This window comes from Carnimonas bestiolae (assembly GCF_051251145.1).
In the GTDB taxonomy this organism is placed as follows: domain Bacteria; phylum Pseudomonadota; class Gammaproteobacteria; order Pseudomonadales; family Halomonadaceae; genus Carnimonas; species Carnimonas bestiolae.
Genome location: NZ_JBPCZK010000006.1, coordinates 57,547 through 80,922 on the forward strand (window position 1 = coordinate 57,547; position 23,376 = coordinate 80,922).

Sequence of the window (23,376 nt, forward strand, 5' to 3'; positions counted from 1 at the left end):
GACTCTCCAAAAAGCGCCCGGCATTACCCATGGCAGCTAACAACTCTAAACACTTGATCATCAACGCCTGCGCCAGCGTTGAACTTGGCACCTGCTGATCTCGGCATTGACCATTACCGCAAAAAATCGCGGCTTCCAACAGCCGTTGCGCCGCCGGATACCTAGGGTACACTGTAGCAGTCACGCTGACGCTTGGCGCCTAGCCAGCCGCTCTAGCCAATGGGCTGCGGCTATCATACAACGCCCCGTCACCCCGCCTGCGCAACAGGAGCCACCATGCAATTTTCCGCCAGCAGCGCTACTGCCACTGATGTTTCAACGCAATGCCTCGTGCTACCGGTATTCAAGCCGCACCAGCAAGCGCCTCGCCAAACGCCCGCGTTCGAAGGCGTGGACCAGGCGCTGGGGGGATTACTGCAACGCTTGCTCAGCAACGGCGACTTTTCGGCCGCCGCCGGCACCACCCTGCTACTGCCCGAACCCCAAGGCATTGCGGCGCAGCGACTGCTGCTGGTTGGCCTCGGTGACCCCGAAACATTCTCCGAGCCCGCGCTGCGCTCGGCGATATTAGCGGCCTTTAGCGCGGCTTCCAAGCTCACTATTGAAGATGTCGCTGCCGCCTTCACCGATCCGCTGCTGGAAGATCGTGAACCCGAGTGGCAAGCGCGCCTCTGCGCAGAAAACGCGGTTAAGGCCAGCTATCGCTATACCCACGGCAAAAGCACCGTCAACGACACCGTCACACTGGCGCGCGTTACCGTGCTGGCGGCGGACGGCATCGACACCAGCCGCATCGATGAAAGCCTTGCGCTGGGCGCAGGGGTTGGCGAAGGCATCAACTTCGCGCGAGAACTCGGCAACCTTCCGGCTAACGTACTCACCCCGCGCCACTTGGCTGAACAGGCGGTAGCGCTGGGTGACAACGGCGCGCTCAAGGTAACGGTGCTCGATGAAGATGAACTCGAAGCGCTGGGTGCTGGCGCGCTTCTGGCGGTTGGCAAGGGCAGCCGCGAGCCTTCCCGCTTGATTGTGCTCGAATATCAAGGGGCCGCCGCCGACCAGCCGCCGCACGTACTGGTGGGCAAGGGCATCACCTTCGATACCGGCGGTATTTCGATCAAGCCCAGCGCCAATATGGATGAAATGCGTTACGACATGGGCGGTGCCGCCAGCGTGATGGGTACCTTCAAAACGCTGCTAGAGGTGAAACCCGCCATCAACGTGGTCGGTATTATCGCCTCTGCCGAGAACATGCCCGATGGCAATGCACTCAAACCCGGCGACGTCATTACCACGCTGAAAGGTCTGACTGTCGAAGTGCTGAACACCGATGCCGAAGGGCGGCTGGTGCTGTGCGACGCGCTCACCTACGCCGAGCGTTTCAAGCCGGCCAGCGTCGTCGATATGGCCACCCTGACCGGGGCCATGGTGATTGCGCTGGGCAGCGAAGCAAGCGGCGTCTTCTCCAACGATGACGGCCTTGCCGAAGAGCTGCTCGAAGCCGCCGACGAGTCCTGGGATCGCGCCTGGCAGCTCCCCATCTGGGACGAGTATCACAAACTGCTGGAGTCCAACTTCGCGGATCTCGCCAATATCAGCACACGCGGAGGCGGAGCGGGGTCGATTACCGCCGCGTGCTTCTTGTCGCGCTTCGCCGAGAACTATCGCTGGGCCCATCTCGACATTGCCGGCACTGCGTGGGACGGCAAGAACGGCGCTACCGGTCGGCCTGTAGGGCTACTTACCCAGTACCTGTTTGATCGCGAGGCAGAAGGCCTCGATGCCGACCAGCTTGGCCCGCTGGAGGAAGTGTAATGACGGCGACCCAGTCAACACCGGTGATGCTGATTACTGGCGGCTCGCGCGGCATTGGTGCCGCCACTGCCCGGCTAGCCGCGCAGCGCGGCTATCGCGTGGTGATCAACTACCTGAGTCGTAGCGATGCAGCGCAGCAGTTGGTCAGCGAGATTGAGCAAGCGGGCGGCACGGCCGTAGCCGTACAGGCCGACGCCAGTGAAGAAGCGGGCATTCAGGCGCTGTTCGATGCCGTTGACCAGCAGTTCGGACGCCTCGACGTGCTGGTGAACAATGCCGGTATTGTCGATCAGGTCAGCCGCGTCGAAGCGCTCAGCTACGCCCGTATCGAGCGCATGATGCGCATTAACGTGGTCGGGCCTTTTATCTGCGCGCGCGAAGCGGTCAAACGCATGTCGACGCGCTTTGGCGGCCACGGCGGTGCCATTGTTAACGTTTCATCAGCAGCGGCCCACCGCGGCGGCGCTAATCAGTACGTTGATTACGCGGCGTCGAAGGGCGCGATCGATACCTTCAGTGAAGGGTTGGCAAAAGAAGTGGCCGCCGATGGCATTCGAGTCAATACCGTTCGGCCTGGCGTGATTCGTACCGAGATTCACGCCAGCGGCGGATTGCCCGACAAACCGGACAGCTCAGCCGCTAGCATTCCGCTGGGCCGCGCCGGAGAAGCCGAGGAAATTGCCAACGCGATTGTCTGGCTGGCTTCCGGCGAAGCCAGTTTTGCCACCGGCGCGGTGCTCGATGTCGACGGTGGTGTGTAGCGCAGCATGACTCAGATCGACTTCTACGTGTTGCCCGACACCACCCTCGATGCGCGCATCACCTTCGCCTGTCGTTTGGCTGAAACCATCAACCATAAAGGCTACCGGCTGCATCTACATGCCAACGATGAAGCCGCTGCTGGTGAGATAGATGCAGCGCTGTGGACCTTCAGGCCCGAGAGTTTCGTGCCTCACGCGCTGCTGGGCAGCGCCGATGAAGAGCACGCGGCCATCACCATCGGCTACAGCGAGCCCCCCTGCCCCGGTGCCGAGGTGCTGCTGAATCTGGCCGACGAGGTGCCTGATTGGTTTTCGCGTTTTGAGCGCATCGCAGAGATTATCAATCAGCACCAGCAGGTGCTCACGGCCAAGCGCGCCAGCTGGAAAATGTACAAGGAACGCGGCTATCCGGTGAAGGCACACCACCTGAAGGGGCAAGCCTGAGCCGGACGCAATTCCTCTCTTGCTACTGGCGCAGCGCCACCACACTTACCAAAGGCGCTGCGCCGCCCCTCTCGCTCATTAGCACTGAGCACACCAGCGAGCCCCGCGAGCGTCTCCACAGCGAGACGTTCGCGAGCCGCGATCAGCCTCGCCGGTAGCGGCGCTAAATCAGCGCTTTCTCACGCAGTTCCATCTTCATATAGGCGTAATAGATGGGCGCGGCGATCAAACCGCCCAGCCCAAACAACGTTTCGAACACCAGCATCGCCAGCAGCAGTTCCCAGGCGCGTGCGTGGATCGAGCCACCGACAATGCGCGCATTGAAGAAGTACTCGAGCTTGTGCACGACCACCAGATAGACCAGCACCGAAATGGCCACCCACAGCGATACCGACAGGCCAATCACGCAGATGATGGCATTGGAGATCAGGTTACCGACAATCGGCAGAAGCCCGACAATAAAGGTCACGATCACCAGCGTTTTTGCCAGCGGCAAATGCACCCCCGCTAGCGGCAACACCACCAGCAAGAAGACGCCGGTCAGCACGGTGTTAAGCAGCGAGATGCGAATCTGTGCAAACACAATCTGATGGAAAGCCGCCGCGAGGCGATTAACGCGGCGATAGAGCGCTGCGGCCAGCGGCTTCATGTTTTCTTCGGAAGGAGAAGGCACCAGCGCGATCACGGCCCCCAGCACCATCCCCAGCAGCACCTTCACAAACAGATGCACCGCGCCGGTGCCCCAGGTTTTCAGCTCACTGGTGTGATCGTGCAGCAACTGCTTCAACAAGCTGTGAAAATCGTCCGCCGAACTGGGCAAGTAGCGTGTTAACACGTTGGGCAACTGACGACGCGCCTGCTCAACCACATCGAGCAGCATGTTAGTCAGGCGCGCAGGGTTATTCACTTCATGCAGCACCAGCGAGAACGCCCCCACCACCAGAATCGACAGCCCGCCCAAAATGATGAGGGTCAGCAGCGCCACCGTGATTGCGCGAGCGAAGCGGTAAGAGATCAACCGCTCTACCATCGGCGTAAGCGCATTAATCAGCTCAAACACCAGTAGCCCCGCCAGCATGGGTGCCAGCAGCTTGAACGGCAGCAATAGAATCAGAGCCACCGCAGCGATAATCAAACTGGCTAATTCAGTGCGCGACACCGTTATGTTTTTCATAATCACCCACATTCAGCAACCGCTCGGCGGTCGATAGCAATAAGGCTTAACAGAGCGCGCAGTGTAGCCCCTCACCGCAATAAATCGAACTGCTTTTTCGTCATCACTCAACGCGCCATGCCATACCATTTGCTCATCGCTTCGGGCAATTTCGCGCCACGCGTATCCGAGCGGCCAAAGACTGTGACGGCGGACGGGTGAAACGCGTATAATCGGAGCCATTTTCCACTGCTGCCAGCACGATCACAGTGCGTCGCGCAGTCACGCTATTAGTCATTCACCATCACACTTGAGCCGCTACATGGAACCGATGGATAAAACCTACTCCCCCAATGAGCTGGAAGAGCGCTGGTATCAGCGTTGGGAACAGCAGGGCCTATTTGCTCCCGCTGGTCATGGCACGCCCTTTTCGCTAATGATTCCGCCCCCCAACGTGACCGGCAGCCTGCACATGGGCCACGGTTTCGGCATGACGCTGATGGATACCCTGGTGCGCTTCAAGCGCATGCAGGGGTATAACACCCTGTGGCAGCCCGGCACCGACCACGCCGGTATCGCTACTCAGATGCTGGTCGAGCGCAAGGTGCAGGCCGAGGAAGGCAAAACCCGCCACGATTTGGGCCGCGATGCATTCATCGACAAGGTGTGGGAATGGAAGGAAGAGTCCGGCGGCAACATTAGCCGCCAGCTGCGCCGACTGGGCGGCAGCCCCGATTGGTCGCGCGAGCGCTTCACCATGGACGATGGTCTGCAGAATGCGGTCAAGGAAGCCTTCGTGCGGCTGCACGAGGATGGCCTGATCTATCGTGGCAAGCGCCTGGTCAACTGGGACCCGGTGCTGAATACCGCCATTTCCGATCTCGAAGTCGAGAACAAGGAAGTGGCCGGCCATATGTGGCACTTCAAGTATCCGCTGTCGGGCGGCGAAACCTACGAATACATCGAGCGCGACGCCGACGGCAACATTACCAAGCGCGAAACCCGCGACTACATCTCGATCGCTACCACCCGCCCCGAAACCATGCTGGGCGATGGCGCGATTGCGGTGCACCCTTCCGACCAGCGCTATGCGCCGCTGGTGGGCAAACTGTGTGAAATTCCGGTTGGCCCCAAAGCGCTGCGCCGCCAGATTCCCATCATCACCGACGAACACCCCGATCCAACCTTCGGCTCCGGTGCGGTGAAGATTACCGGTGCCCACGACTTCAACGACCACGAGGTCGCCAAGCGCCATCAGTTGCCCATGTACGAGCTGATGGACCTGAGCGGCCACATGCGCAGCGATGGGCTCTCCTATGAAGAGAGCGCGGCGGTTGCTACCGCCATCGCTCAAGGCAGCGATAGCCGCAGCGACGTGAGCACCATCAACCTAGTGCCGGATGAGTTTCGCGGTCTCGATCGCTTTGAAGCGCGCCAGCGCGTGGTCGAGGCCGTTACCGGCGAAGGGCTGGCGGTGCTCAACGATGATGGCGAGCCGCTGGTCGAGAACAAAACCATCATGCAGCCGTTCGGCGATCGCTCTGGCACCGTTATCGAGCCACTGCTAACGGCGCAGTGGTTTGTGTCGATCAAACCGCTGGCCGAGCCAGCCATCAAGGCGGTGGAAAACGGCGATATCAAATTCGTGCCGAAAAGCTACGAGAACATGTACTTCGCTTGGATGCGCGATATTCAGGACTGGTGCATTTCGCGTCAGCTGTGGTGGGGTCACCGCATTCCCGCATGGTACGACCAGCAGGGCAACTGCTACGTGGGCCGCAGTGAGGAGGAGGTGCGCCGCACTGAAGGGCTCGGCGACGACGTCGAACTGCGTCAGGACGACGACGTACTCGACACCTGGTTCAGCTCCGGCCTGTGGACCTTTGCCACCCTGGGCTGGCCCGAGCAAACCGAGGCGCTGAAAACCTTCCACCCCACCGATGTACTGGTGACCGGCTTCGACATCATCTTTTTCTGGGTAGCACGCATGATCATGCTGACCCTGAAGTTTACCGGACAGGTGCCATTCAAGACCGTCTACATGACGGGTCTGGTGCGCGATGGTCAGGGTCAGAAAATGTCGAAATCGAAGGGCAACGTGCTCGACCCGATCGATTTGATCGACGGCATTGGGCTTGAGCAACTGGTCGATAAACGCACCGGCAACATGATGCAGCCGCAGAAGGCCGAGAAGATTGCCAAGGCAACGCGCAAGGAGTATCCCGACGGTATCGAGGCGCACGGCACCGATGCGTTGCGCTACACCTTCCTGTCGCTGGCCTCGACCGGACGCGATATCAAGTTCGATATCAATCGTCTCGATGGCTACCGTAACTTCTGTAACAAGCTGTGGAATGCTGCACGCTACGTGCTCTCCAATGCGGAAGGCGAGGATTGCGGTCAGCACGGCGAGACCGTCGAGCTAAGCCGCGCGGATCGCTACATCATTTCGCGCTTGCAGCTGATTGAAGCGCAGTTGACCAAACACCTTGAGGAATATCGCTTCGATCTGGCCTCTCAGGCGCTCTATGAATTTGTCTGGAACGACTACTGCGACTGGTACCTTGAGCTATCCAAACCGGTACTGTGGGACGACAGCGCTAGCGCTGAGCTGAAGCGCGGCACCCGCCGCACGCTGGTACGCGTGCTGGAAGTGATCCTGCGTCTCGCGCACCCGATGATGCCGTTCATTACCGAAGAAATCTGGCAGCGCGTTGCGCCGCTGGCAGGCATCGAGCTCACACCGGATAGCTCGATCATGGTGCAGCCATGGCCCAACGCCGACCAGTCGCGAGTCGATCACGCCGCCATCGACGATATCGAGTGGGTGAAACACGTCATCGTGGCGGTGCGTAACATTCGTGCTGAAATGAACATCGCGCCCGGCAAGGCGCTGCCGCTGATTCTAAGCGGTGGCGATGACAGCGACCGCCGTCGCTTGCAGGAAAATCGTCGAGTGCTTAGCAAACTGGCCAAGCTCGAAAGCGTTGAGTTCGCCGCCGCAGATGACGCACCGCTGTCGGCACTGGGCCACGTGGGGGCGCTGGAAGTGCGCGTGCCGATGGCCGGCTTTATCGACAAAGAGGCCGAGCTCAAGCGTATCGACAAGCAGCTCGAGCAAAGCCGCAAGGCCATCGACGGTATTGAGCGCAAACTGTCCAATCAGGGCTTCGTTGCCAAAGCACCAGCCGAGGTGGTCGAGAAAGAGCGCAGCCGCTTGGAAGAGCAGCGCCAGTCAATCACTCTGCTGGAGGCACAGCGCGACAAGATCGCAGCGCTGTAACGCTCGCCTGAGCAGTATTCGACGCTCAAAAGCAAAGGGCCGTGGGAGCAATTCCCACGGCCCTTTTGTATGTCCATCCCTACGCCAAGCGGAGCCGAGCAGGTAATTTTCACTCTTTTTACGCGGGAATGTCACGCTCACTATCCATTCAACATGTTGCACATCATGCAACTCACGTAAAATAAATTGAAACTTATAATACTGATACATCAAGGGATAACATGAAGAGTGCAGCACTCATACGTTGCTACTTCGTAGCACTGCTGCTGTTTGGCAGCTGGCTCTTGTTTCGTGCGCAATGGGACGCGCTCGACACGCGCCTGTTCTTCTATTTCAACCAGTACCTCACCCCCGCCCACCCGCGGTTCGTGAATATCCTGGCGCTGACTAACGCGCGTTTCTTCGATTCGATTATCTTTTGTATGATGCTAGCGATTCTCGCGTTCAATCTGCTCAGACATCTTAGCGTGCAGGGATTTTGCTACTGGTTCAGCATCGCGCTGGTGATGTCAGCATGCTCGGGCGTTGCCACCGATATCATTCACGTGATGCTCGATTACGCGCGTCCTAGCCCTGCCTATTTGCACGATAATGTGCACCTTATTACCACACTCACCGACTATAATGTGAAAGATGCGGTCAGTAACAGCTTTCCCGGCGACCACGGCGTTCACGCGATGATCTTTGCCGCCTTCATGATGCGCTTTGCCAATCGATTGTGGGCAGCCGTGGCGTTTGTGCTGGCACTGCTGGTGACCTGCCCCCGCATTATGGTGGGCGCACACGCCTTCAGCGATATTTATGTCGGATCGCTTACACTAGTGCTTTTGCTCACACCGTGGTTTATGTTTACCCCGCTTCAGCGCTGGGTAGAAACGCAGCTGATGGGCATTTTCAATCCTAAATCCAACATTTAACGCTGTCGTGCCAACACGTACGATCCGTTGTTGACTACCCGTAGATACCGTACATGTCTCTGAAACGAATTCTGACCCTCAACCTTTTGGGGCTACTCATTCTGTTTAGCTGGTGGCAAACCACGCTGCCCATCTGGCCCGCGCTCGACGAGTGGATATTCTTCTCGTTCAACCACACCATTACCGAACAGCACTCCCTGTGGGTGACCCTGCTGGGGGCGCTAAACACGCGCATCTATGATGCGGCCACCTTCTTCCTGATGCTGTTTGTGCTGGTGCTGGCGATGTTCGAAGACAAGCGCCCGGCACGAGTGTGGCACTGGTTCTCGATTGGCTTCGTAATGCTGGCCAGCGCCGGTATTATCGCGCTGATCAACAATAAGCTGCCCTACGCGCACGAAAGCCCATCGCTCTTTTTCCATGACATGGGCGAGCACGTCAATTACGTATCGCAGATGGTGTCGTTCAAGGCGAAGGATAGCGCTGGCGACAGTTTCCCCGGCGATCATGGCATGATGCTGCTGGTATTTACCTCCTTCGTCATGCGCTACGCGCCGCGCAAGTGGACGCCCATCGCCATTATCATGGCGCTCTGCTTCAGCATGCCGCGCATTATTGTCGGCGCGCACTGGTTCGAGGACGTTTACATGGCGTCACTGGCAATCGGGCTGATCTATCTGCCCTGGGTACTGATGACTCCCCTCAGCGACCGCTGCATTCGAGGTGTTGAGCGGCTGCTGCGCCTCACCCACCTGCCCGGCACCCAACGCCTATAAGCATTGGCCCCACTCGCTACCCAGCCAGTGGGGCCAAATCGTTTATGCCCGCAAAAAACCGCCTCAGCCAACGCGGCTGCGCTATGCTGATGAAGCCAATAACAACTAAAGCGAGCCTTCATCATGCGCTTCCTTCACGCATCAACCCTTGTAGTGCTTACCACACTGGCTGCCGGCTGCGTTAGCAACGACTACCCGCCTGATTCATGCGGCGGCGTTAACAAGACCGCCAATCCTGAAGTCGTCGCCCCCAAAACCTTTTCGCTCGACCCCGTATGCCTTTATCGCTCGGTGTTCGACAACCCAGGCCGCCAATAAAAACTCGCCCCCAACGAAAGCCCCCATGGCCTGAGGCGCTCATGGGGGCTAAGTGTCGTGCGAAGGCAAGCTCGTCGGCTATCCGTAGCGTCCGGTAATGTAGTCTTCGGTTTGCTTGTTGCGCGGTTGGGTGAATATCTTCGAGGTGCGGTCGTATTCGATCAGCTCGCCCAGATACATGAAGGCGGTGGTGTCGGATACGCGGGCGGCCTGCTGCATGTTGTGGGTCACGATGACGATGGTGTAGTCCTGCTTGAGCTCGTTGACCAGGTCTTCGATGTAACCGGTCGAGATCGGGTCGAGTGCGGAGGTGGGTTCGTCGAGCAGAATCACCTCGGGTTTCACCGCGATACTACGTGCGATGCACAGGCGCTGCTGCTGACCACCGGAGAGCGCTTGGCCGCTTTGACGCAGCTTGTCCTTCACTTCGTCCCACAGCGCGGCTTTGCGCAGCGCCCACTCCACGCGTTCTTCCATTTCGCGACGCGGCAGACGTTCGTAGAGCTTCACGCCGAAGGCAATGTTATCGAACACCGACATCGGAAACGGGGTCGGGCGCTGAAACACCATGCCCACGCGCGCGCGCAGCAGGTTGATATCGATACTGCGATCGTTGATATCGTTGCCGTCCAGCAGCAACCGACCTTTGGTATGCATGTTGGGGTAAAGGTCATGGATGCGATTGAAGCAGCGCAGCAGCGTTGATTTACCGCAGCCGGAAGGACCGATAAAGGCCGTTACTTCGTTGGCAGGAATCTCCATGCTGATATTTTTCAGCGCATGAAACTTGCCGTAGTAGAAGTTCAAGTCATCTACCAGCAGCTTGGTGCTGTTTGGCGTGTTGTTGGCACCACGTTCAGTCAGCGTGACGCCCGGCGTCACTTGCGGCTGCGTTTCCGGCGCGGAGGCGGAATAAGCGTTCGTCGAGGGCATGATTACCTCTTGTTGGCGTCTCGCGACACGAAGCGCGCGATGATATTAAGCACCAGAATGGTCAGCGTGAGGATCAAGGCTCCGCCCCACGCCAATTCGACCTGGCGGGGAATGAAGGAGTTGATCGTCATGTTTTGATAAATCGTCATTGGCAGGTTGGGCATTTCGCTACCAAGATCGAAGAAGTTCCACTGGTTGGAATTGAGTGAGGTGAAGATCAACGGCGCGGTTTCGCCGCTGATACGAGCACAGGCCAGCAAGATACCGGTGATAATGCCGGCACGCGCACCGCTGTAGCAGACTCGCACCACCACCCACCAGCGGTGAGCGCCCATCGCTGAAGCCGCCTCACGCAGTGAATCGGGCACTAGCTTCAGCATATCCTCGGTGGCACGAATCACCACCGGAATCACAATTACCGCTAGCGCCAGTATGCCCGCCCAGCCCGAGAAGTGGCCCATGGGCAGCACCACCAGCGCGTAGATGAACAGCCCGATAATCACCGAGGGCGCTGACAGCAGCACATCGTTGATAAAGCGAATAACGCTGCCGAGCACCGACTCACGACCGTATTCGGCCAGCCAGGTACCCGCCCCGACCCCGATAATCGTCCCGATCACGGTGCCGCCCAGCGTTAGCATGATCGAGCCCAGAATGGCGTTACCCAAACCGCCGCCCGACATGCGGGTACGTTCAGTAAAGGTCGACCATTCGATCGCGGTAACACCCTGCCACAGCAGCGTTGCCAGAATGGCCAGCAGCCAGAAGATGCCGAACAGCGCCGCCGCCGAGCACAGCACCATCACGGTGCGGTTAAGCAGCTTGCGCTTGTGATAAAGCGAATTGGAGTGTTGCATCTGCACTGGCTCCCGCTACGGCATCCGGCGCTGCATACGCTTGAGCATCAAGCGCGCGCAGGCCAGTACCGCAAAGGTAATCAGGAAGAGAATCAGGCCCAGCGCCAGCAGCGCCGAGCGTTGTACGCCGGTAGCTTCGTTAAACTGCGTCGCAATCAGCGCCGCAATCGACGTGCCTTGGCCGGTCAGGGTCGGCGAGAAGAACAGGTTATTACCGATCACAAAGGTAACCGCCATGGTCTCACCCAGCGCGCGCCCTAGCCCCAGAATAATGCCGCCCACCAGTCCGGCGCGAATCGACGGCAGCACCACCGAGCGCACCACTTCCCAGGTAGTACAGCCCACCCCGTAAGCGGATTCGCGCAGTACCGCAGGCACAGTATTCATCACATCGCGCGCGGTCGCCGTAATGAAGGGAATGATCATCACCGCCAGAATAATGCCCGCAGTGAGCAGCCCGGTACCGGTAGGGAAGGTAATCGGCGACAGCCATTGCAGCAGCGGGGCCAGCACCAGCACGCCCCACATGCCATAGATGATCGACGGAATGCCCGCCAGCAGCTCCACCGTCACCCCAAGCGGGCGACGCAGCACCGCAGGGCATAGCTCGGTGAGAAAGATCGCTATACCAAACGACACCGGCACCGCAATCACTACCGCAATCAGCGACGTGATCAAGGTGCCGTAAATGGCGGGCAGCGCACCGAACACCTGTTGATTGGGCGCCCAGCGGTTCTCAGTGAAAAACTGCCCGCCATAGCTCACCAGCGCCGGCCAGGCGGAAATCAACAGCGACAGCATAATGCCGCCCAGCAGCACCAGTACCAGTACCGCTAACGCTCCAGTGCCGTTTTTGAACACACGATCCATCAGCCCGTGGCGCGCCAGTGCGCGCTCTTCCTGCTGACTGGCACCCAGCAGCGGTGATGATTCGCGGCGATCGCTGTCGCTCATGGCACCGACCTCAGTCCTGTTTGAAAAATGCGCAGCACGATAAACCTTTGTTCGGTGAGTAAACCAACACGCCGTCAGACGGCGCTCGCACTAGCCTTTGAGCAACGCACCAAGGCATGCGTGGGATACTGAAGTAAACACCACTTCGCGGTGGAGCTAAGCACAACACTCTGTTTACTCAGCTAAACTTCAGATAACTGGAGGCATTGTCACGGATGAATGTGACACAAATACTACAACGCCGGGAAAAATCCCGGCGTTACCAACGTTTAGCGTATTGCACTCAGACCGGCGAGCCCCCTGAACAAGCGGGGAACCAGCCCTGCGCAATGCGGCTTACTTGTCGTTCCACACCGGCTTGCCATCAGCCTTGATGCGCGACCAAACGTTTTTCTTCACGGTGTCCACTACGTTTTGCGGGATCGCGACATAATCAAGCTTGGTCGCCGCATCGCCACCGTTGGCGTAGGCCCAGTTGAAGAAGTCGAGCGCCTGCTTCGATGCCTTGGCATCTTTGGCGTCGGTGTGCATCAGGATGTAGGAGACCGCAGTGATCGGCCAGCTATCGGCGCCCGGCTGGTTAGTCAGCACCACGTCGAAGCCAGGCGTACCCTGCCAGTCGGCGTGAGATGCTGCTGCGGCAAAGCTTTTGCCGGAAGGCGCAACAAACTTGCCTTCGCGGTTTTTCAGCTGCAGCGCGGGCAGGTGATTCTGCTTGGCGTAGGCATACTCAACGTAGCCAATTGCGCCCGGCACCTTGCTCACCTGTGACGCCACACCACCGTTGGCCTGAGCGCCAACACCCGCCGGCCATGAAACCGAATTGCCTTCGCCTACCTGCTGCTTGAAATCGCTGCTGACCTGCGACAGATAGTGGGTGAAGTTGAAGTTGGTGCCCGAACCATCAGAGCGGTAAACCGGCGTAATACGTTGCGACGGCAGGTCCACGCCTTCGTTCAATGCAGCAATTTTCTTGTCATCCCACGACGTAATCTTGCCCTGATAAATGGCAGCAAGCGTGGGGCCGTCAAGACGCAGCGTTTTACCTTCCGGCAGCTTCAGGTTAGCAACCGGTACTGCACCGCCCATGATCATCGGGAACTGCACCAGACCATGCTTTTTCTGCTCATCCGCGGACAGCGGCGCATCGGAAGCACCGAAAGTCACGGTGCCAGCCTGAATCTGCTGAATACCACCGCCAGAACCGATTGCCTGATAGTTAAGACCTGCACCGGTTTTATCCTGGTACTGATCCGACCATTCGGAATAGACCGGATAAGGGAAGGTAGCGCCAGCGCCAGTAATGGCGTCGGCCGCGTGAGCAGGAGCCTGAACACCCAGACCTACGACCAGTGAAGCGGCAAGAAGGAGCGAACTGCGCTTGAGCATGCGTGCTCTCCATAAACAGGGGCGATATTGAAATTTTGGTTCTGCGCTCGTTGCAGAGCATGCGAAGAACTCCCGCTACGCTAGCAACGGAGCATGTCAGTTTTATTTCAGTTTGGCGTTTTGCCTGCGTAAAAAATGCATCGTCACCGCTCTTATATTCACTTAGCGAATATCAAAACCCAAAAACTGTATTTAACGGTAATTAAGCGACGCCCTACTCTGGAACGCTCGCAACGCTGCCTGCCAGTGCCATCCGGCAAGGCAGAGCGTTGGCGAAGACGTATGTTGTTTGATGATCGGAGTCGCTATGAGTGTCGTGGTAATTCATGGAAGCCCCAGCGAGCCTTCGCGCTCTTCGGCGTTGGCCTACTACCTAAGCAAGCCATTAGAACAACAGGGCATCACTGTCCATCACGTAACGCTGACGCAGCTACCGGCCGACGCCTTGCTACGCACCGATACCGCGCATCCGAAACTGAGCCATTATCTTGAGCTGATTGCCAACGCCAGCGGGATCATTATCGCAACGCCGGTGTATACCGGATCGATCAGTGCGCTCACCAAGGCGCTGTTGGAAATCATTCCTGAGCGCGGTCTGCGCGGCCGCCCGGCGCTAGCGGTGGCCAGCGGCGGATCCGTCGCCAGCGTGCAGGCCGCCGAGCACGCACTAACGCCTATTTTGCGCAACCTCAAGGCGACGCTGATCGGCGCCAGCGTTTATAGCACCGCCAGCGAGCTGCCTTCACGTAAGGACAGCAACGGCTATACGCTCGATTATCAATTCACGGAAACGCTTACCGAGCGCCTCGACGATGCGCTCGAACACTTTGTTGCCCAGCTACCGCCAACGCACACGCGATCATCAACGCAGCAGCATGCGTGGGCGGCGCGGTTGGCGCTTTAGCCTCGCTCAACGGTTCTCTCTTCTGATTTGTGACAAAAGGAATCTTCATGGCTAGCGCACGACGCCATCACCCGTTACAGCGTCTTTTCAATCTCGCTGCACCTTGGCTGTTACCCATCGCGCTGTTGATCGTCTGGGAGCTGGCCGCTGACTACGGTTGGATCTCAGCGCGCATTCTGCCCTCGCCTTCGGCAGTGGTCGCTGCTGGCTGGCGCACCATCCAGGATGGTTCGCTGTTCGAGGCGCTGTGGTCAAGCACCCGTCGTGCGCTGATCGGCTTCGCCATTGGTGGTGCCGCCGGGCTAGCGCTGGGGTTTATTACCGGGCTATCCGCATTGGCCTCGCGACTGCTCGATAGCAGCCTGCAAATGATCCGCAACGTACCGCACTTGGCGCTGATTCCGCTGGTGATCCTGTGGTTCGGCATTGGCGAAACCGCGAAGGTTTTTCTGGTAGCGCTCGGCACGCTGTTTCCCATTTACCTCAACACCTATCACGGCATCCGCAACGTTGATCCAAACCTGATCGAAATGGCGAAAAGCTACGGTCTGCACGGTGCCAAGCTGTTCTGGAATGTGATTTTGCCAGGTGCGCTGCCGTCGATTCTGGTGGGCGTACGTTTCGCCCTTGGGCTGATGTGGCTAACGCTGATTGTGGCCGAAACCATCAGTTCCACCGACGGCCTTGGCTATATGGCGATGAATGCGCGCGAGTTTCTGCAAACCGACATCGTGCTGCTGACCATCGTGCTCTATGCGCTGCTCGGCAAGGTCGCCGATCTGCTAGCCAAGGGACTCGAATACTGGTGGCTGCGCTGGCATCCCGCGTTTCAACGCGACGCGCGTTAGGCCAGCAGCAACTCCCGACCGCTCGCCGCACTCGCCCTGTGTTCGAGTGCGGCGGCCGACGACACACCTTCGACGTTTAACTTCAGCGAGCGAATCATTTTTATGTCACAGCCTCACGATGCGTCACCGCACAGCGCTGCCTTAACGCTAAGAAACGTAGAGCGCCACTTCGGCGATACGCAGGTGCTTCAGCAGTTGGATTTGGACATCGCGGAAGGCGAAATCGTTGCCATTATCGGCCGCAGCGGCTGCGGGAAATCAACCCTGCTACGCCTGCTGGCGGGATTGGATAGCGCCGACGGTGGCACCCTCGAATGGCACGGCGCACCGCTAAGCCGACATACCCGCGATATCAGGCTGATGTTTCAGGACCCGCGTCTACTGCCGTGGAAGCGCGTGCTGGACAACGCAGCGCTGGGCAGCAACCGTACGGTGGCACGCAAGGCGCTGGAAGAAGTGGGACTGAGCGAGCGCGAACAGCGTTGGCCCGCTCAACTGTCAGGAGGCCAACGCTCGCGCGTAGCGCTGGCCCGCGCCTTGGCGCACCAGCCGCAGCTACTGCTGCTGGATGAGCCGCTGGGCGCACTCGATGCCCTCACCCGTTCGAGCATGCACCAACTGATCGAGCGACTCTGGCGCGAACACGGATTTACGCTGGTGCTGGTCACCCACGATGTGTCGGAAGCAGTAACGCTGGCTGATCGCGTGATTCTGCTCGATGAAGGACGCGTCGAGCTCGACCTGAAGATCGATGTAGCGCGCCCCCGCCGCCCCACCGATCCTCGATTGATTCAGCACGAAGCGACGCTGCTCGAGCACCTGACCGGACAACGCCAGGCGACACAGGACGACGACCCACACGAACACAGGCACGGCGGAGATCCTCACGATAGCTACTTGCATCAGGCGCGCGTGGTACAGGTTTCCCCCGACGCAATTGCCATCTGACCAACACTTTTCCCTCACACTCACTTACGGAGACATTCCATGTCCAACGATCCCGCTCTTAATCCGCGCAACCAGTTTCGCGGCACCATCAAGCAAATTCACGAAGGCGATGTGCTCAGCGAAATCGATGTCGAAACGCCACACGGCATCGTGACCTCGGTAATTACCACGCGCTCGGTACGCGAGTTGGAGCTGGCAATAGGCTCGCCGGTGCTGGCGTTCGTGAAGGCAACCGAAGTCGCGCTGGCGCGTCTATAGCCACAGGCTTGGCGTAGCCGCAGCTGCTTTATCAGCCCCTCGCGCTTTTCAGGCGCGGGGGGCTTGCTTTAGTCTGGGAAGGAAACGCGACACCTTCCGAGGAGGCATCATGACGGTCACGGTTAACTTCGCTGGACAGCAACTTCCCGCTATTGGTCAGGGCACCTGGCGAATGGGCGATGGGCATTACACCGCCGAGCAAGAGGTCGACGGACTGAGGCGCGGGCTGGATTTGGGCCTGACACTGATTGATAGCGCCGAAATGTATGGTCATGGGCGTTCGGAAAGCATTGTCGGCCGTGCGGTGAAAGGCCGTCGCGACGATGCCTTCATCGTCAGCAAGGCGCTGCCTTCCAACGCCACTAAAAAAGGCTTGAAGGAAGCCTGCGAGCGCAGCCTGTCGTATCTGGGCATCGATTGCCTCGATCTTTACCTGCTGCACTGGCCGGGCAGTACGCCGCTTAGCGAAACATTGGAAGGCTTCGAGCAGCTTATCGACGCGGGCAAGATCAAGCGCTGGGGCGTATCGAACTTCGATACCAGCGCCACCAATGCACTGGCACGCACCAGCGGCAGCAGCGACTGCACCACCAATCAGGTGCTTTATAACCTAGGCTCGCGCGGCATCGAATTCGATTTGCGCCCCCGCCTGCGCGAGCTGGAAATTCCGCTGATGGCGTATTGCCCGGTGGCCCAAGGCGGCAGCGCCAGCCGTCATTTGGTCAATCACCCTATCGTGCAGGAAATCGCCGCGCAGCATAACGCCTCCCCCACCCAGCTACTGCTGGCATGGGCCATTCGTCCCTTCAACGGTGAGCGCGACCTGATCGCTATCCCCAAAGCGGTCACCCCTGCGCATATTGAGGAGAATGCCAAGGCACTGGAGATTACGTTAAGCGCTGAGCAGTTGAAAAAGCTCGACGAAGCCTTCCCGCCACCCGCTGGCCCAGAGCCCTTGGACATCGTGTAAACATCCGCGAGCGCGTGTGAGTGCGCTAAGCAGAAAAAGCGCCGTGCGATCGAATCGCACGGCGCTTATTTTTTGACGGCTGTTAGCGGCCCGCTTTGGCACCAGCCTGAAGCCTTCGAACTGTTTGCTGCAACACGACTGGGCTACTGTGGAACACATTGCCTCGCTCGCCAGTCATAACATACGAGCGACAGTGCCAGCCGCAGCACCTCGCGGCGAATCGCGCGCCGCTAATACAGCGCGATGCCGGTAACGGCGACCGCTTGATCGAACCAGTTGCGTTTGTCACCCGAGCGCAAGTCGACTTCATACACATGGCCCGATAGATCAGCCACATAGGCAAGCTGCTGTTCTAACAGCAACGCCAGCCCGATGGTCTCCTTGAAGCCACGCGTGATGACCTCTACTTCGCCCAGCTTGCCGTTTTCCAAACGCGCGCGATTCAGCGAATTGCCGTTAGGCTCAGCGCCGCGGTCTGTCCAGTAGAGGAAACCGTTGTCGCTATCGAGCTCAAGATCGATCGGCTCTGGCAGGTGGTCAGCCAGCACGGTGATATCCGAGCGAGTCGACGGCGTTTCGCCTTCGGGCAGCTCGATGCCGGCGGTGAAGATACGCCCCTGACCACCCTTCGGCGGGCCTTTCTGCGTCCAATAAAGCGTGTTGTTCGCCTCATCGACCACAATTCCGACGCAGCGATCCAGCTCTTCACGCGGATAGGACTGGCCCGCACCGCGCTCGACCAGAGTTTCCAGCCCCGAGCCGTCAACATTGCAGCGCATTACCCTGCCCCCTTCGCGATCACACCAGTAAAGCCGCTGATGCGTCGTATCCAGATAGAGCTGCTTGGGCGTTACGATATCGCCGCCGCCGACCAGTTCGGTCATCTCAGAGCCATCGAGCTTGCTGCGCAGGATTCTGCCATCGGGTGCGGGGAAATCTTCGCCGTGCTTCTCTTTCCCCATGTCGGTCCAATACAGCAGGCCGTTCTGGGTATCTACCTGAACGCCATCGACAAACCCCGCAGAGGTAACGGTGGTGATTAAATGCTTGTCGTGTCTATCGAGGATATAGATGCTCTGCTTACCCACATCGAGCAGCACCAGATGTGAGTTTCTCTCGTTATTGGTGCTCATTGTCGGTTTCCTGATTCGATCAACGGATGAATATTACTCGGAATAATCGTCGTAAAAGCCTTTGCCGGTTTTTCTGCCCAGCTCGTTTTTATCGATGAACGTTTTCAAGAACTTCCTTGGCTCGTCGGACAATGCGGGATTCAGCTCGGCGTAGTGGGTTTCAATATCCAGTACGACATCAAGACCTACTTTATCCATAGAGCGGAACGGGCCAGAGCGGGTACCCAAACACTCGCGGAAGATATTATCGATAACCTCAGGGCTAGCGACGCCTTCTGCCGCTACGGTCAGCGACTCGCGTTTGATTGCCGCCCAAATGCGGTTAAAGATGAAACCGACGCTTTCTTCATGGGCAACATAGGCATTGAAGCCGTACTTCGGCAGGGCTTTCTCTACCAGCTCAATGACCTCAGGCAAGGTTTTACTGCAGCTCATCAGCTCAACCGCAACTACGTCTGGCGGCATCAGGAAGTGAGTATTCATGACGCGTTCAGGATGCTTAACGCGGTCGATCACCTGGCTGCTGGGGAAAGAGGACGAATTGGTAGAAAGCACTGCATCTTGCGGGGCAAGCTCGTCCAACTGCGCGAAGAGATCTACCTTGATATCGCGACGCTCAGGGATACATTCGATGGCGAGCCAAATATCGCTAACGGCCTCTTCGAGAGAGCTAAACGGCGTAAGACGAACCTTGTCCTTGTCTTTGCCCATTTTCTCAAGCTCCTGACCGATGAACTCAAGCCCTTGCTGACCCGCTTGCTCGTTGGCGTCGTACAGGCGGGTGTCTGCGCCGTAGGCAGCAAACATCAGCGCGATACGGCGGCCTAGCGTGCCAGCACCAACGATAAGTACAGGACGTTGCTCGAAATTTTCAGGAATATGGTCCATGAAGCGTGCTCCTCACTATCGGATAATGAATTTACCGCATGCCTACAATTAATAGCCTGCTAAGAATTTAAGTCAACTACACTACGCCATGTTCTTTACTTATACTCATTTTTTGGAATTTGGTTCTCTATATTTCCTAATTAATACTATTTACGTAAAGTAATGTTAATTATTTCACCCTTCCGCGCCGTCCTGTTCAGGTAATCGCAACAGCAAGTGCCAAACGCGGCTTTATAAATACCCATAGCGGATATCGACGCCCTAGTGGATGCCCCGTGACATGAATATCGCCCCGCTGCGTCGAGGCGATCTTATTCATCGATAAGCGCATAAGCATTGAAGTGGAAAAGCAAAAGGCCCTCGTGAAGAGGGCCTTGGGAAGAAGATAACGCGCGTGATGGCGGCGTTGATGGCCGCTGGGTTGGCTGGCATCAATAATGGCTTGCCGCTATTTCGTCGAGCCGATCGCCGCTAACCGCATCTACATTGAGCCGCCACGCCAGTTCCAGCGCTTTACTACTATCCAGAGATTGTAGCCATACTTTCAGCCCCTCGGCGTGAGCGCTGCTGATCCACTGGTCGAGGCGCGCCTGCAGCATGCGGTTGCGTAGCATCGCCTGCAAGAAGTCGGGATCGGCCGCTACCCAGTCGATGCCCATCTCTCCTAATAGCGGCCAGTGTGCGTGATCAATCGGCAATCCTTCGACCAACAACCGATAACCGCGCGCTTCGAAGCTAGCGACTGCGCGTCGCACGTGCTCATCTTCCACCAGCGCGTCAGCCTGCATGCGTAGGATGATTTGCGTCGGCAAAACACCCAGCTGCGACAGCAGGTTCTCGAACACCTGCCCGTGCGAAGCCTCTACCGCCCTGACATGGCGCCAGTGCACATCGAGGATAAGCGGCACTTCGGCAGTAGCGGGATCGCTACCGTGCTTGGCAAGATGGTTAAGCGTGTGCAAGACACGCAGAAAACGGTCGAGGAAGACGACATCTTCAGGTTCCCACGCGGCGTAGTATAGCGAGCGCGCGTTGATATCAGCGCCGTGCTCATCTTCGATGCGCAGCCACGATTCGAATGCGACCGGCGCACTGATTTCACTGTTGTAGAGCGCGTGCTGGCCGGGAACAATCCGCATGCCATCGATCTCGCCGGTTATTTCCGCGCGCTCGGACACATAGTGAATACGCGCGCTGGGGGCGAGCCGGGAAGCACGATTGAAGTCATCAAGGTGCGAATTGAAGTAGTTAACAACAGCAGTTAGCGGCATGGCATCGATCAGCTAGCAAGGGGGAGAAAGCGAGCAGGTTACGCTACCCCCTAGTGTGGAGAACACGAGCGGCAAAGTGAAATAGTATGCCGCCCGTCGATATTCGAATTGAATATAAACCGGAGATGCTATCAGGTAGCGACGTTAGTGCGCGGCATCGACCCGTTGCTTGACGTCCTGGCTAATGAAGCCGTCCGCTGGCTGCCCGTGGGCACGCTGGAATTTACGCACAGCGTCGCGAGTGCCGGGGCCCACGATGCCGTCGGCACCGCCCGCATCATAGCCCTGCGCGCTAAGCTGTTGCTGCAGCTGTTTGATTTGAGTGCGGCTCAGCGGCTTCTGGTTGCGCGGCCAGTTAGCCTGCACGCCCGCCTGCCCCGACACTCGCTGTGCCAACAGGCTGACACCCAGCGCATAACTGGTCGAATTGTTATAACGCAGGATGGTGCGGAAGTTATGCCCGGTCAGGAAAGCAGGCCCGTTGGCCCCTGCCGGAAGCAGCAGCGTAGCGCCTTCCAGCGACGGCAGCGAGCCGCCCGAGACTGAGCGCACGCCCAGCTGTTGCCAGGCGCTCACCGAACGCTGCTGCTTGCCATCGGCCAGACTGTAGTTGAAGCCTCTCGGCAGCGTCACCTCGACGCCCCATGGCTCGCCCGCGTGCCAGCCATTGCCCTTCAGGTAATTGGCAGTCGACGCGATAACGTCGGGAATACTGCCCCAGATATCACGGCGACCATCGCCATCGCCATCGACCGCATAGCTGTTGAAGCTCGACGGCATGAATTGGGTATTACCCATCGCGCCCGCCCACGAGCCGCGCATTTGGTCGTGGTTGATGTCACCGTTCTGGATGATCTTCAGTGCTTCGACAAGTTCCGATTTGGCCCATGCTTCGCGGCGTCCGTTATAGCCGATGGTCGCCAGCGCATCGATGGTGGGATAGTTACCGAAGTTAGCGCCGTAGTTGCTTTCCATGCCCCAGATCGCGACGATAATTTCCGGCGGCACGCCATAGCGCTGCTGTGCTTTGGTGAAGTCGGCCCGATGCTGCGCCAGCAGTTGCCTGCCTTTGCTTACTCGGGTATTCGACACCGCCGTGTCGAGATACTCCCACACTGGCCGCACGAATTCGGGTTGCGAGCGCGACAGATTCAGAATACTGGTTTGCAGGTGCGCATTGCGGAAAGCGCGATCGAAGGTGGCGGCGCTGATCCCGTGCGAGAGCGCGTAGGGACGGAAGTTATTGACCCATTGCTGAAAACCGCTCGCGGAATTGCTCGCCTGCGCCGGTTGCGCTTGCTGGCTGGCCGACGCACTACCTGCGGCGCTGGCGCCGGAGGATTCAGCCGTTCTGGCGTTGGCACTGCTGCTGAGCATGGCCAGACTGACGGCAGCGCCCAAGACAGCGCTCTGCACAAAGGTGACCTTGGCGCGGTTAGCAATTCTGCGTGACATCATGAGCGCGCATTCCTGTTGCAATATAAAAGTATGAATAATTTATCGCTGCCCATCAGCGATTGTTGCGGAAAACCCACGCGACAATCGCTGCAGCAGCGTTGACACGCTGGGCTACAGCAGTTGGCTCTGCTGAATGGGCTCGCCATTGGCCATACTGGCCTGCGATACATTACTGCCAGCCGGCACCCCACGCGTCAACCACACGTTACCACCCACCACCGTACCTTTGCCGATGGTCACTCGCCCCAGAATAGTCGCTCCGGCGTAAATCACCACATCGTCTTCGACGATCGGATGACGCGGCTGGCCTTTTTCCAGGTGTCCATCCTCGGCTTCGGGGAAGCGCTTCGCGCCCAAGGTAACCGCCTGATATATACGCACATTGTCGCCAATAACTGCTGTTTCACCAATCACCACACCGGTGCCGTGATCGATGAAGAAGCTGCGCCCGATGCTTGCGCCCGGATGGATATCAATACCGGTGGTCGAGTGCGCCTGTTCGGAGATAATCCGCGCCAGCATCAGCAAGCCTTCACCATAGAAATAGTGCGCCAGACGATGGTGAATGATCGCTTCAACGCCAGGGTAGCAAAGCAGCACTTCATCAACGCTACGCGCCGCCGGGTCGCCGCGATAGGCCGCCACGATGTCATCGTCCAAACGCGCACGAATATCGGGCAGCGCCAACGCAAAGCCCTTCATGATGCGCTCGGCGCAATCGCGCTGACGCTGCGGGCAGCTTTCGCCAATGCCACGACGGGCGGCGTAATCAAGCTCCAGACGTGCCTGCTCGAAGAGCGAATTGAACGCGACGTCCAGGGTATAGCCAACGTAAAAATCCTCGCTTTCCTCGCGAAGGTCGGCTGGCCCCAACCGCATCGGAAACAGTGCCTGAATTACCTTGGCGATGGCATCGCGTACGATATTGGGCGACGGTAGCTCGCGGCCGTTGAATTCGTTAGCGCGCTGCTGGTCGGAGCGCCATTTGGAACGCCGCTTGCGCAGCTCCGCCACGGCATCGCCAAGCTGCCAATTGATTCGTCCACTACCGCTTGGCGGTTCGAAATTATAAGAAGACATGCTGGTTCGACTCTCAAA

At 58.4% G+C, this 23,376-nt stretch carries 22 protein-coding genes; 12 read left to right on the forward strand and 10 right to left on the reverse strand.

The window, feature by feature from the left end; translation table 11 throughout:
- The first annotated feature begins 276 nt into the window (after positions 1–276).
- The 3 genes from R84865_RS08740 to R84865_RS08750 are packed head-to-tail and all read left to right on the forward strand — an operon-like array spanning position 277 to position 3,020.
- On the forward strand, positions 277–1,815 hold the full coding sequence (locus R84865_RS08740) for a leucyl aminopeptidase (protein WP_435639408.1): 1,539 nt from the start codon (positions 277–279) through the stop codon (positions 1,813–1,815).
- On the forward strand, positions 1,815–2,576 hold the full coding sequence (locus R84865_RS08745; RefSeq protein ID WP_435631302.1) for a glucose 1-dehydrogenase: 762 nt from the start codon (positions 1,815–1,817) through the stop codon (positions 2,574–2,576). Before R84865_RS08740 ends, R84865_RS08745 begins: the two co-directional genes overlap by 1 nt.
- Positions 2,577–2,582: 6 nt before the next feature.
- A complete protein-coding gene (locus tag R84865_RS08750; protein ID WP_435631301.1) occupies positions 2,583–3,020 on the forward strand; it encodes a DNA polymerase III subunit chi in 438 nt (145 codons plus the stop codon).
- 163 nt (positions 3,021–3,183) lie between these two features.
- On the opposite strand, the gene R84865_RS08755 is transcribed toward R84865_RS08750, so the two are convergent.
- The gene (locus tag R84865_RS08755; RefSeq protein ID WP_435639409.1) at positions 3,184–4,194 is read right to left on the reverse strand and encodes an AI-2E family transporter; all 1,011 of its coding nucleotides are present in this window, start codon (positions 4,192–4,194) and stop codon (positions 3,184–3,186) included.
- 310 nt (positions 4,195–4,504) lie between these two features.
- Here R84865_RS08755 and R84865_RS08760 point away from each other — a divergent pair, with 310 nt between their 5' ends.
- From R84865_RS08760 to R84865_RS08775, 4 genes are all read left to right on the forward strand, one after another.
- On the forward strand, positions 4,505–7,456 hold the full coding sequence (locus tag R84865_RS08760; protein ID WP_435639483.1) for a valine--tRNA ligase: 2,952 nt from the start codon (positions 4,505–4,507) through the stop codon (positions 7,454–7,456).
- A 221-nt stretch (positions 7,457–7,677) separates the two neighbouring features.
- A complete protein-coding gene (locus R84865_RS08765; protein ID WP_435639410.1) occupies positions 7,678–8,373 on the forward strand; it encodes a phosphatase PAP2 family protein in 696 nt (231 codons plus the stop codon).
- Positions 8,374–8,426: 53 nt separating this feature from the next.
- Complete coding sequence (locus tag R84865_RS08770) at positions 8,427–9,149, forward strand: phosphatase PAP2 family protein (RefSeq protein WP_435639411.1); 723 nt, start codon at positions 8,427–8,429, stop codon at positions 9,147–9,149.
- A gap of 123 nt (positions 9,150–9,272) precedes the next feature.
- Positions 9,273–9,467 (forward strand): hypothetical protein, encoded by a 195-nt coding sequence (locus R84865_RS08775; RefSeq protein ID WP_435639412.1) that lies wholly within the window; start codon positions 9,273–9,275, stop codon positions 9,465–9,467.
- Between the two features lie 78 nt (positions 9,468–9,545).
- Here the strand turns inward: R84865_RS08775 and pstB are convergent, their stop codons facing one another.
- The 4 genes from pstB to pstS form a co-directional block, all read right to left on the reverse strand.
- On the reverse strand, positions 9,546–10,400 hold the full coding sequence (pstB, locus tag R84865_RS08780) for a phosphate ABC transporter ATP-binding protein PstB (RefSeq protein WP_435631295.1): 855 nt from the start codon (positions 10,398–10,400) through the stop codon (positions 9,546–9,548).
- 2 nt (positions 10,401–10,402) lie between these two features.
- The gene (pstA, locus tag R84865_RS08785; RefSeq protein WP_435631294.1) at positions 10,403–11,257 is read right to left on the reverse strand and encodes a phosphate ABC transporter permease PstA; all 855 of its coding nucleotides are present in this window, start codon (positions 11,255–11,257) and stop codon (positions 10,403–10,405) included.
- A gap of 15 nt (positions 11,258–11,272) precedes the next feature.
- A complete protein-coding gene (gene pstC / locus R84865_RS08790; RefSeq protein ID WP_435638106.1) occupies positions 11,273–12,211 on the reverse strand; it encodes a phosphate ABC transporter permease subunit PstC in 939 nt (312 codons plus the stop codon).
- Positions 12,212–12,547: 336 nt separating this feature from the next.
- Complete coding sequence (gene pstS, locus R84865_RS08795; protein ID WP_435631292.1) at positions 12,548–13,600, reverse strand: phosphate ABC transporter substrate-binding protein PstS; 1,053 nt, start codon at positions 13,598–13,600, stop codon at positions 12,548–12,550.
- 307 nt (positions 13,601–13,907) lie between these two features.
- On the opposite strand from pstS, the gene R84865_RS08800 reads away from it, so the two are divergent.
- The 5 genes from R84865_RS08800 (at position 13,908) to R84865_RS08820 (ending at position 17,528) form a co-directional block, all read left to right on the forward strand.
- On the forward strand, positions 13,908–14,504 hold the full coding sequence (locus R84865_RS08800; protein ID WP_435639413.1) for an NAD(P)H-dependent oxidoreductase: 597 nt from the start codon (positions 13,908–13,910) through the stop codon (positions 14,502–14,504).
- Between the two features lie 47 nt (positions 14,505–14,551).
- On the forward strand, positions 14,552–15,352 hold the full coding sequence (gene ssuC, locus R84865_RS08805; protein WP_435631290.1) for an aliphatic sulfonate ABC transporter permease SsuC: 801 nt from the start codon (positions 14,552–14,554) through the stop codon (positions 15,350–15,352).
- Between the two features lie 102 nt (positions 15,353–15,454).
- On the forward strand, positions 15,455–16,300 hold the full coding sequence (locus tag R84865_RS08810; RefSeq protein ID WP_435639414.1) for an ABC transporter ATP-binding protein: 846 nt from the start codon (positions 15,455–15,457) through the stop codon (positions 16,298–16,300).
- Positions 16,301–16,339: 39 nt separating this feature from the next.
- The gene (locus R84865_RS08815) at positions 16,340–16,558 is read left to right on the forward strand and encodes a TOBE domain-containing protein (protein ID WP_435631288.1); all 219 of its coding nucleotides are present in this window, start codon (positions 16,340–16,342) and stop codon (positions 16,556–16,558) included.
- 109 nt (positions 16,559–16,667) lie between these two features.
- Positions 16,668–17,528: an aldo/keto reductase gene (locus R84865_RS08820; RefSeq protein WP_435639415.1), complete on the forward strand. Its 861-nt coding sequence runs from the start codon at positions 16,668–16,670 to the stop codon at positions 17,526–17,528.
- A gap of 230 nt (positions 17,529–17,758) precedes the next feature.
- Here R84865_RS08820 and R84865_RS08825 read toward each other — a convergent pair whose 3' ends face one another.
- The 5 genes from R84865_RS08825 to epsC all read right to left on the reverse strand — a co-directional run bounded on the left by R84865_RS08825 (position 17,759) and on the right by epsC (position 23,358).
- The gene (locus tag R84865_RS08825) at positions 17,759–18,661 is read right to left on the reverse strand and encodes a PH domain-containing protein (protein WP_435631286.1); all 903 of its coding nucleotides are present in this window, start codon (positions 18,659–18,661) and stop codon (positions 17,759–17,761) included.
- A gap of 33 nt (positions 18,662–18,694) precedes the next feature.
- Entirely contained in the window at positions 18,695–19,549 is an 855-nt protein-coding gene (locus R84865_RS08830; RefSeq protein WP_435639416.1) for a 3-hydroxyacyl-CoA dehydrogenase family protein, read from the reverse strand.
- A 431-nt stretch (positions 19,550–19,980) separates the two neighbouring features.
- Complete coding sequence (locus tag R84865_RS08835) at positions 19,981–20,820, reverse strand: EAL domain-containing protein (RefSeq protein ID WP_435631284.1); 840 nt, start codon at positions 20,818–20,820, stop codon at positions 19,981–19,983.
- A gap of 144 nt (positions 20,821–20,964) precedes the next feature.
- Positions 20,965–22,278 carry a lytic murein transglycosylase gene (locus tag R84865_RS08840; protein WP_435639417.1) on the reverse strand — a complete coding sequence of 438 codons (1,314 nt, stop codon included), beginning with the start codon at positions 22,276–22,278 and terminating at the stop codon, positions 20,965–20,967.
- A gap of 111 nt (positions 22,279–22,389) precedes the next feature.
- Positions 22,390–23,358, reverse strand: a complete 969-nt coding sequence (gene epsC / locus R84865_RS08845; RefSeq protein WP_435631282.1) for a serine O-acetyltransferase EpsC — start codon at positions 23,356–23,358, stop codon at positions 22,390–22,392.
- Between the last annotated feature and the right edge of the window lie 18 nt (positions 23,359–23,376).

Coding starts and splice junctions, on each gene's coding strand:
- R84865_RS08815 (WP_435631288.1), top strand. CDS start 16,340: ATGTCCAACGATCCCGCTCTTAATCCGCGCAACCAGTTTCGCGGCACC.
- R84865_RS08745 (WP_435631302.1), top strand. CDS start 1,815: ATGACGGCGACCCAGTCAACACCGGTGATGCTGATTACTGGCGGCTCG.
- R84865_RS08740 (WP_435639408.1), top strand. CDS start 277: ATGCAATTTTCCGCCAGCAGCGCTACTGCCACTGATGTTTCAACGCAA.
- R84865_RS08810 (WP_435639414.1), top strand. CDS start 15,455: ATGTCACAGCCTCACGATGCGTCACCGCACAGCGCTGCCTTAACGCTA.
- R84865_RS08840 (WP_435639417.1), bottom strand. CDS start 22,278: ATGATGTCACGCAGAATTGCTAACCGCGCCAAGGTCACCTTTGTGCAG.
- pstA (WP_435631294.1), bottom strand. CDS start 11,257: ATGCAACACTCCAATTCGCTTTATCACAAGCGCAAGCTGCTTAACCGC.
- R84865_RS08800 (WP_435639413.1), top strand. CDS start 13,908: ATGAGTGTCGTGGTAATTCATGGAAGCCCCAGCGAGCCTTCGCGCTCT.
- R84865_RS08770 (WP_435639411.1), top strand. CDS start 8,427: ATGTCTCTGAAACGAATTCTGACCCTCAACCTTTTGGGGCTACTCATT.
- pstB (WP_435631295.1), bottom strand. CDS start 10,400: ATGCCCTCGACGAACGCTTATTCCGCCTCCGCGCCGGAAACGCAGCCG.
- R84865_RS08750 (WP_435631301.1), top strand. CDS start 2,583: ATGACTCAGATCGACTTCTACGTGTTGCCCGACACCACCCTCGATGCG.
- R84865_RS08835 (WP_435631284.1), bottom strand. CDS start 20,820: ATGCCGCTAACTGCTGTTGTTAACTACTTCAATTCGCACCTTGATGAC.
- R84865_RS08825 (WP_435631286.1), bottom strand. CDS start 18,661: ATGAGCACCAATAACGAGAGAAACTCACATCTGGTGCTGCTCGATGTG.
- pstS (WP_435631292.1), bottom strand. CDS start 13,600: ATGCTCAAGCGCAGTTCGCTCCTTCTTGCCGCTTCACTGGTCGTAGGT.
- R84865_RS08755 (WP_435639409.1), bottom strand. CDS start 4,194: ATGAAAAACATAACGGTGTCGCGCACTGAATTAGCCAGTTTGATTATC.
- R84865_RS08820 (WP_435639415.1), top strand. CDS start 16,668: ATGACGGTCACGGTTAACTTCGCTGGACAGCAACTTCCCGCTATTGGT.
- ssuC (WP_435631290.1), top strand. CDS start 14,552: ATGGCTAGCGCACGACGCCATCACCCGTTACAGCGTCTTTTCAATCTC.
- R84865_RS08760 (WP_435639483.1), top strand. CDS start 4,505: ATGGATAAAACCTACTCCCCCAATGAGCTGGAAGAGCGCTGGTATCAG.
- R84865_RS08765 (WP_435639410.1), top strand. CDS start 7,678: ATGAAGAGTGCAGCACTCATACGTTGCTACTTCGTAGCACTGCTGCTG.
- R84865_RS08775 (WP_435639412.1), top strand. CDS start 9,273: ATGCGCTTCCTTCACGCATCAACCCTTGTAGTGCTTACCACACTGGCT.
- pstC (WP_435638106.1), bottom strand. CDS start 12,211: ATGAGCGACAGCGATCGCCGCGAATCATCACCGCTGCTGGGTGCCAGT.
- epsC (WP_435631282.1), bottom strand. CDS start 23,358: ATGTCTTCTTATAATTTCGAACCGCCAAGCGGTAGTGGACGAATCAAT.
- R84865_RS08830 (WP_435639416.1), bottom strand. CDS start 19,549: ATGGACCATATTCCTGAAAATTTCGAGCAACGTCCTGTACTTATCGTT.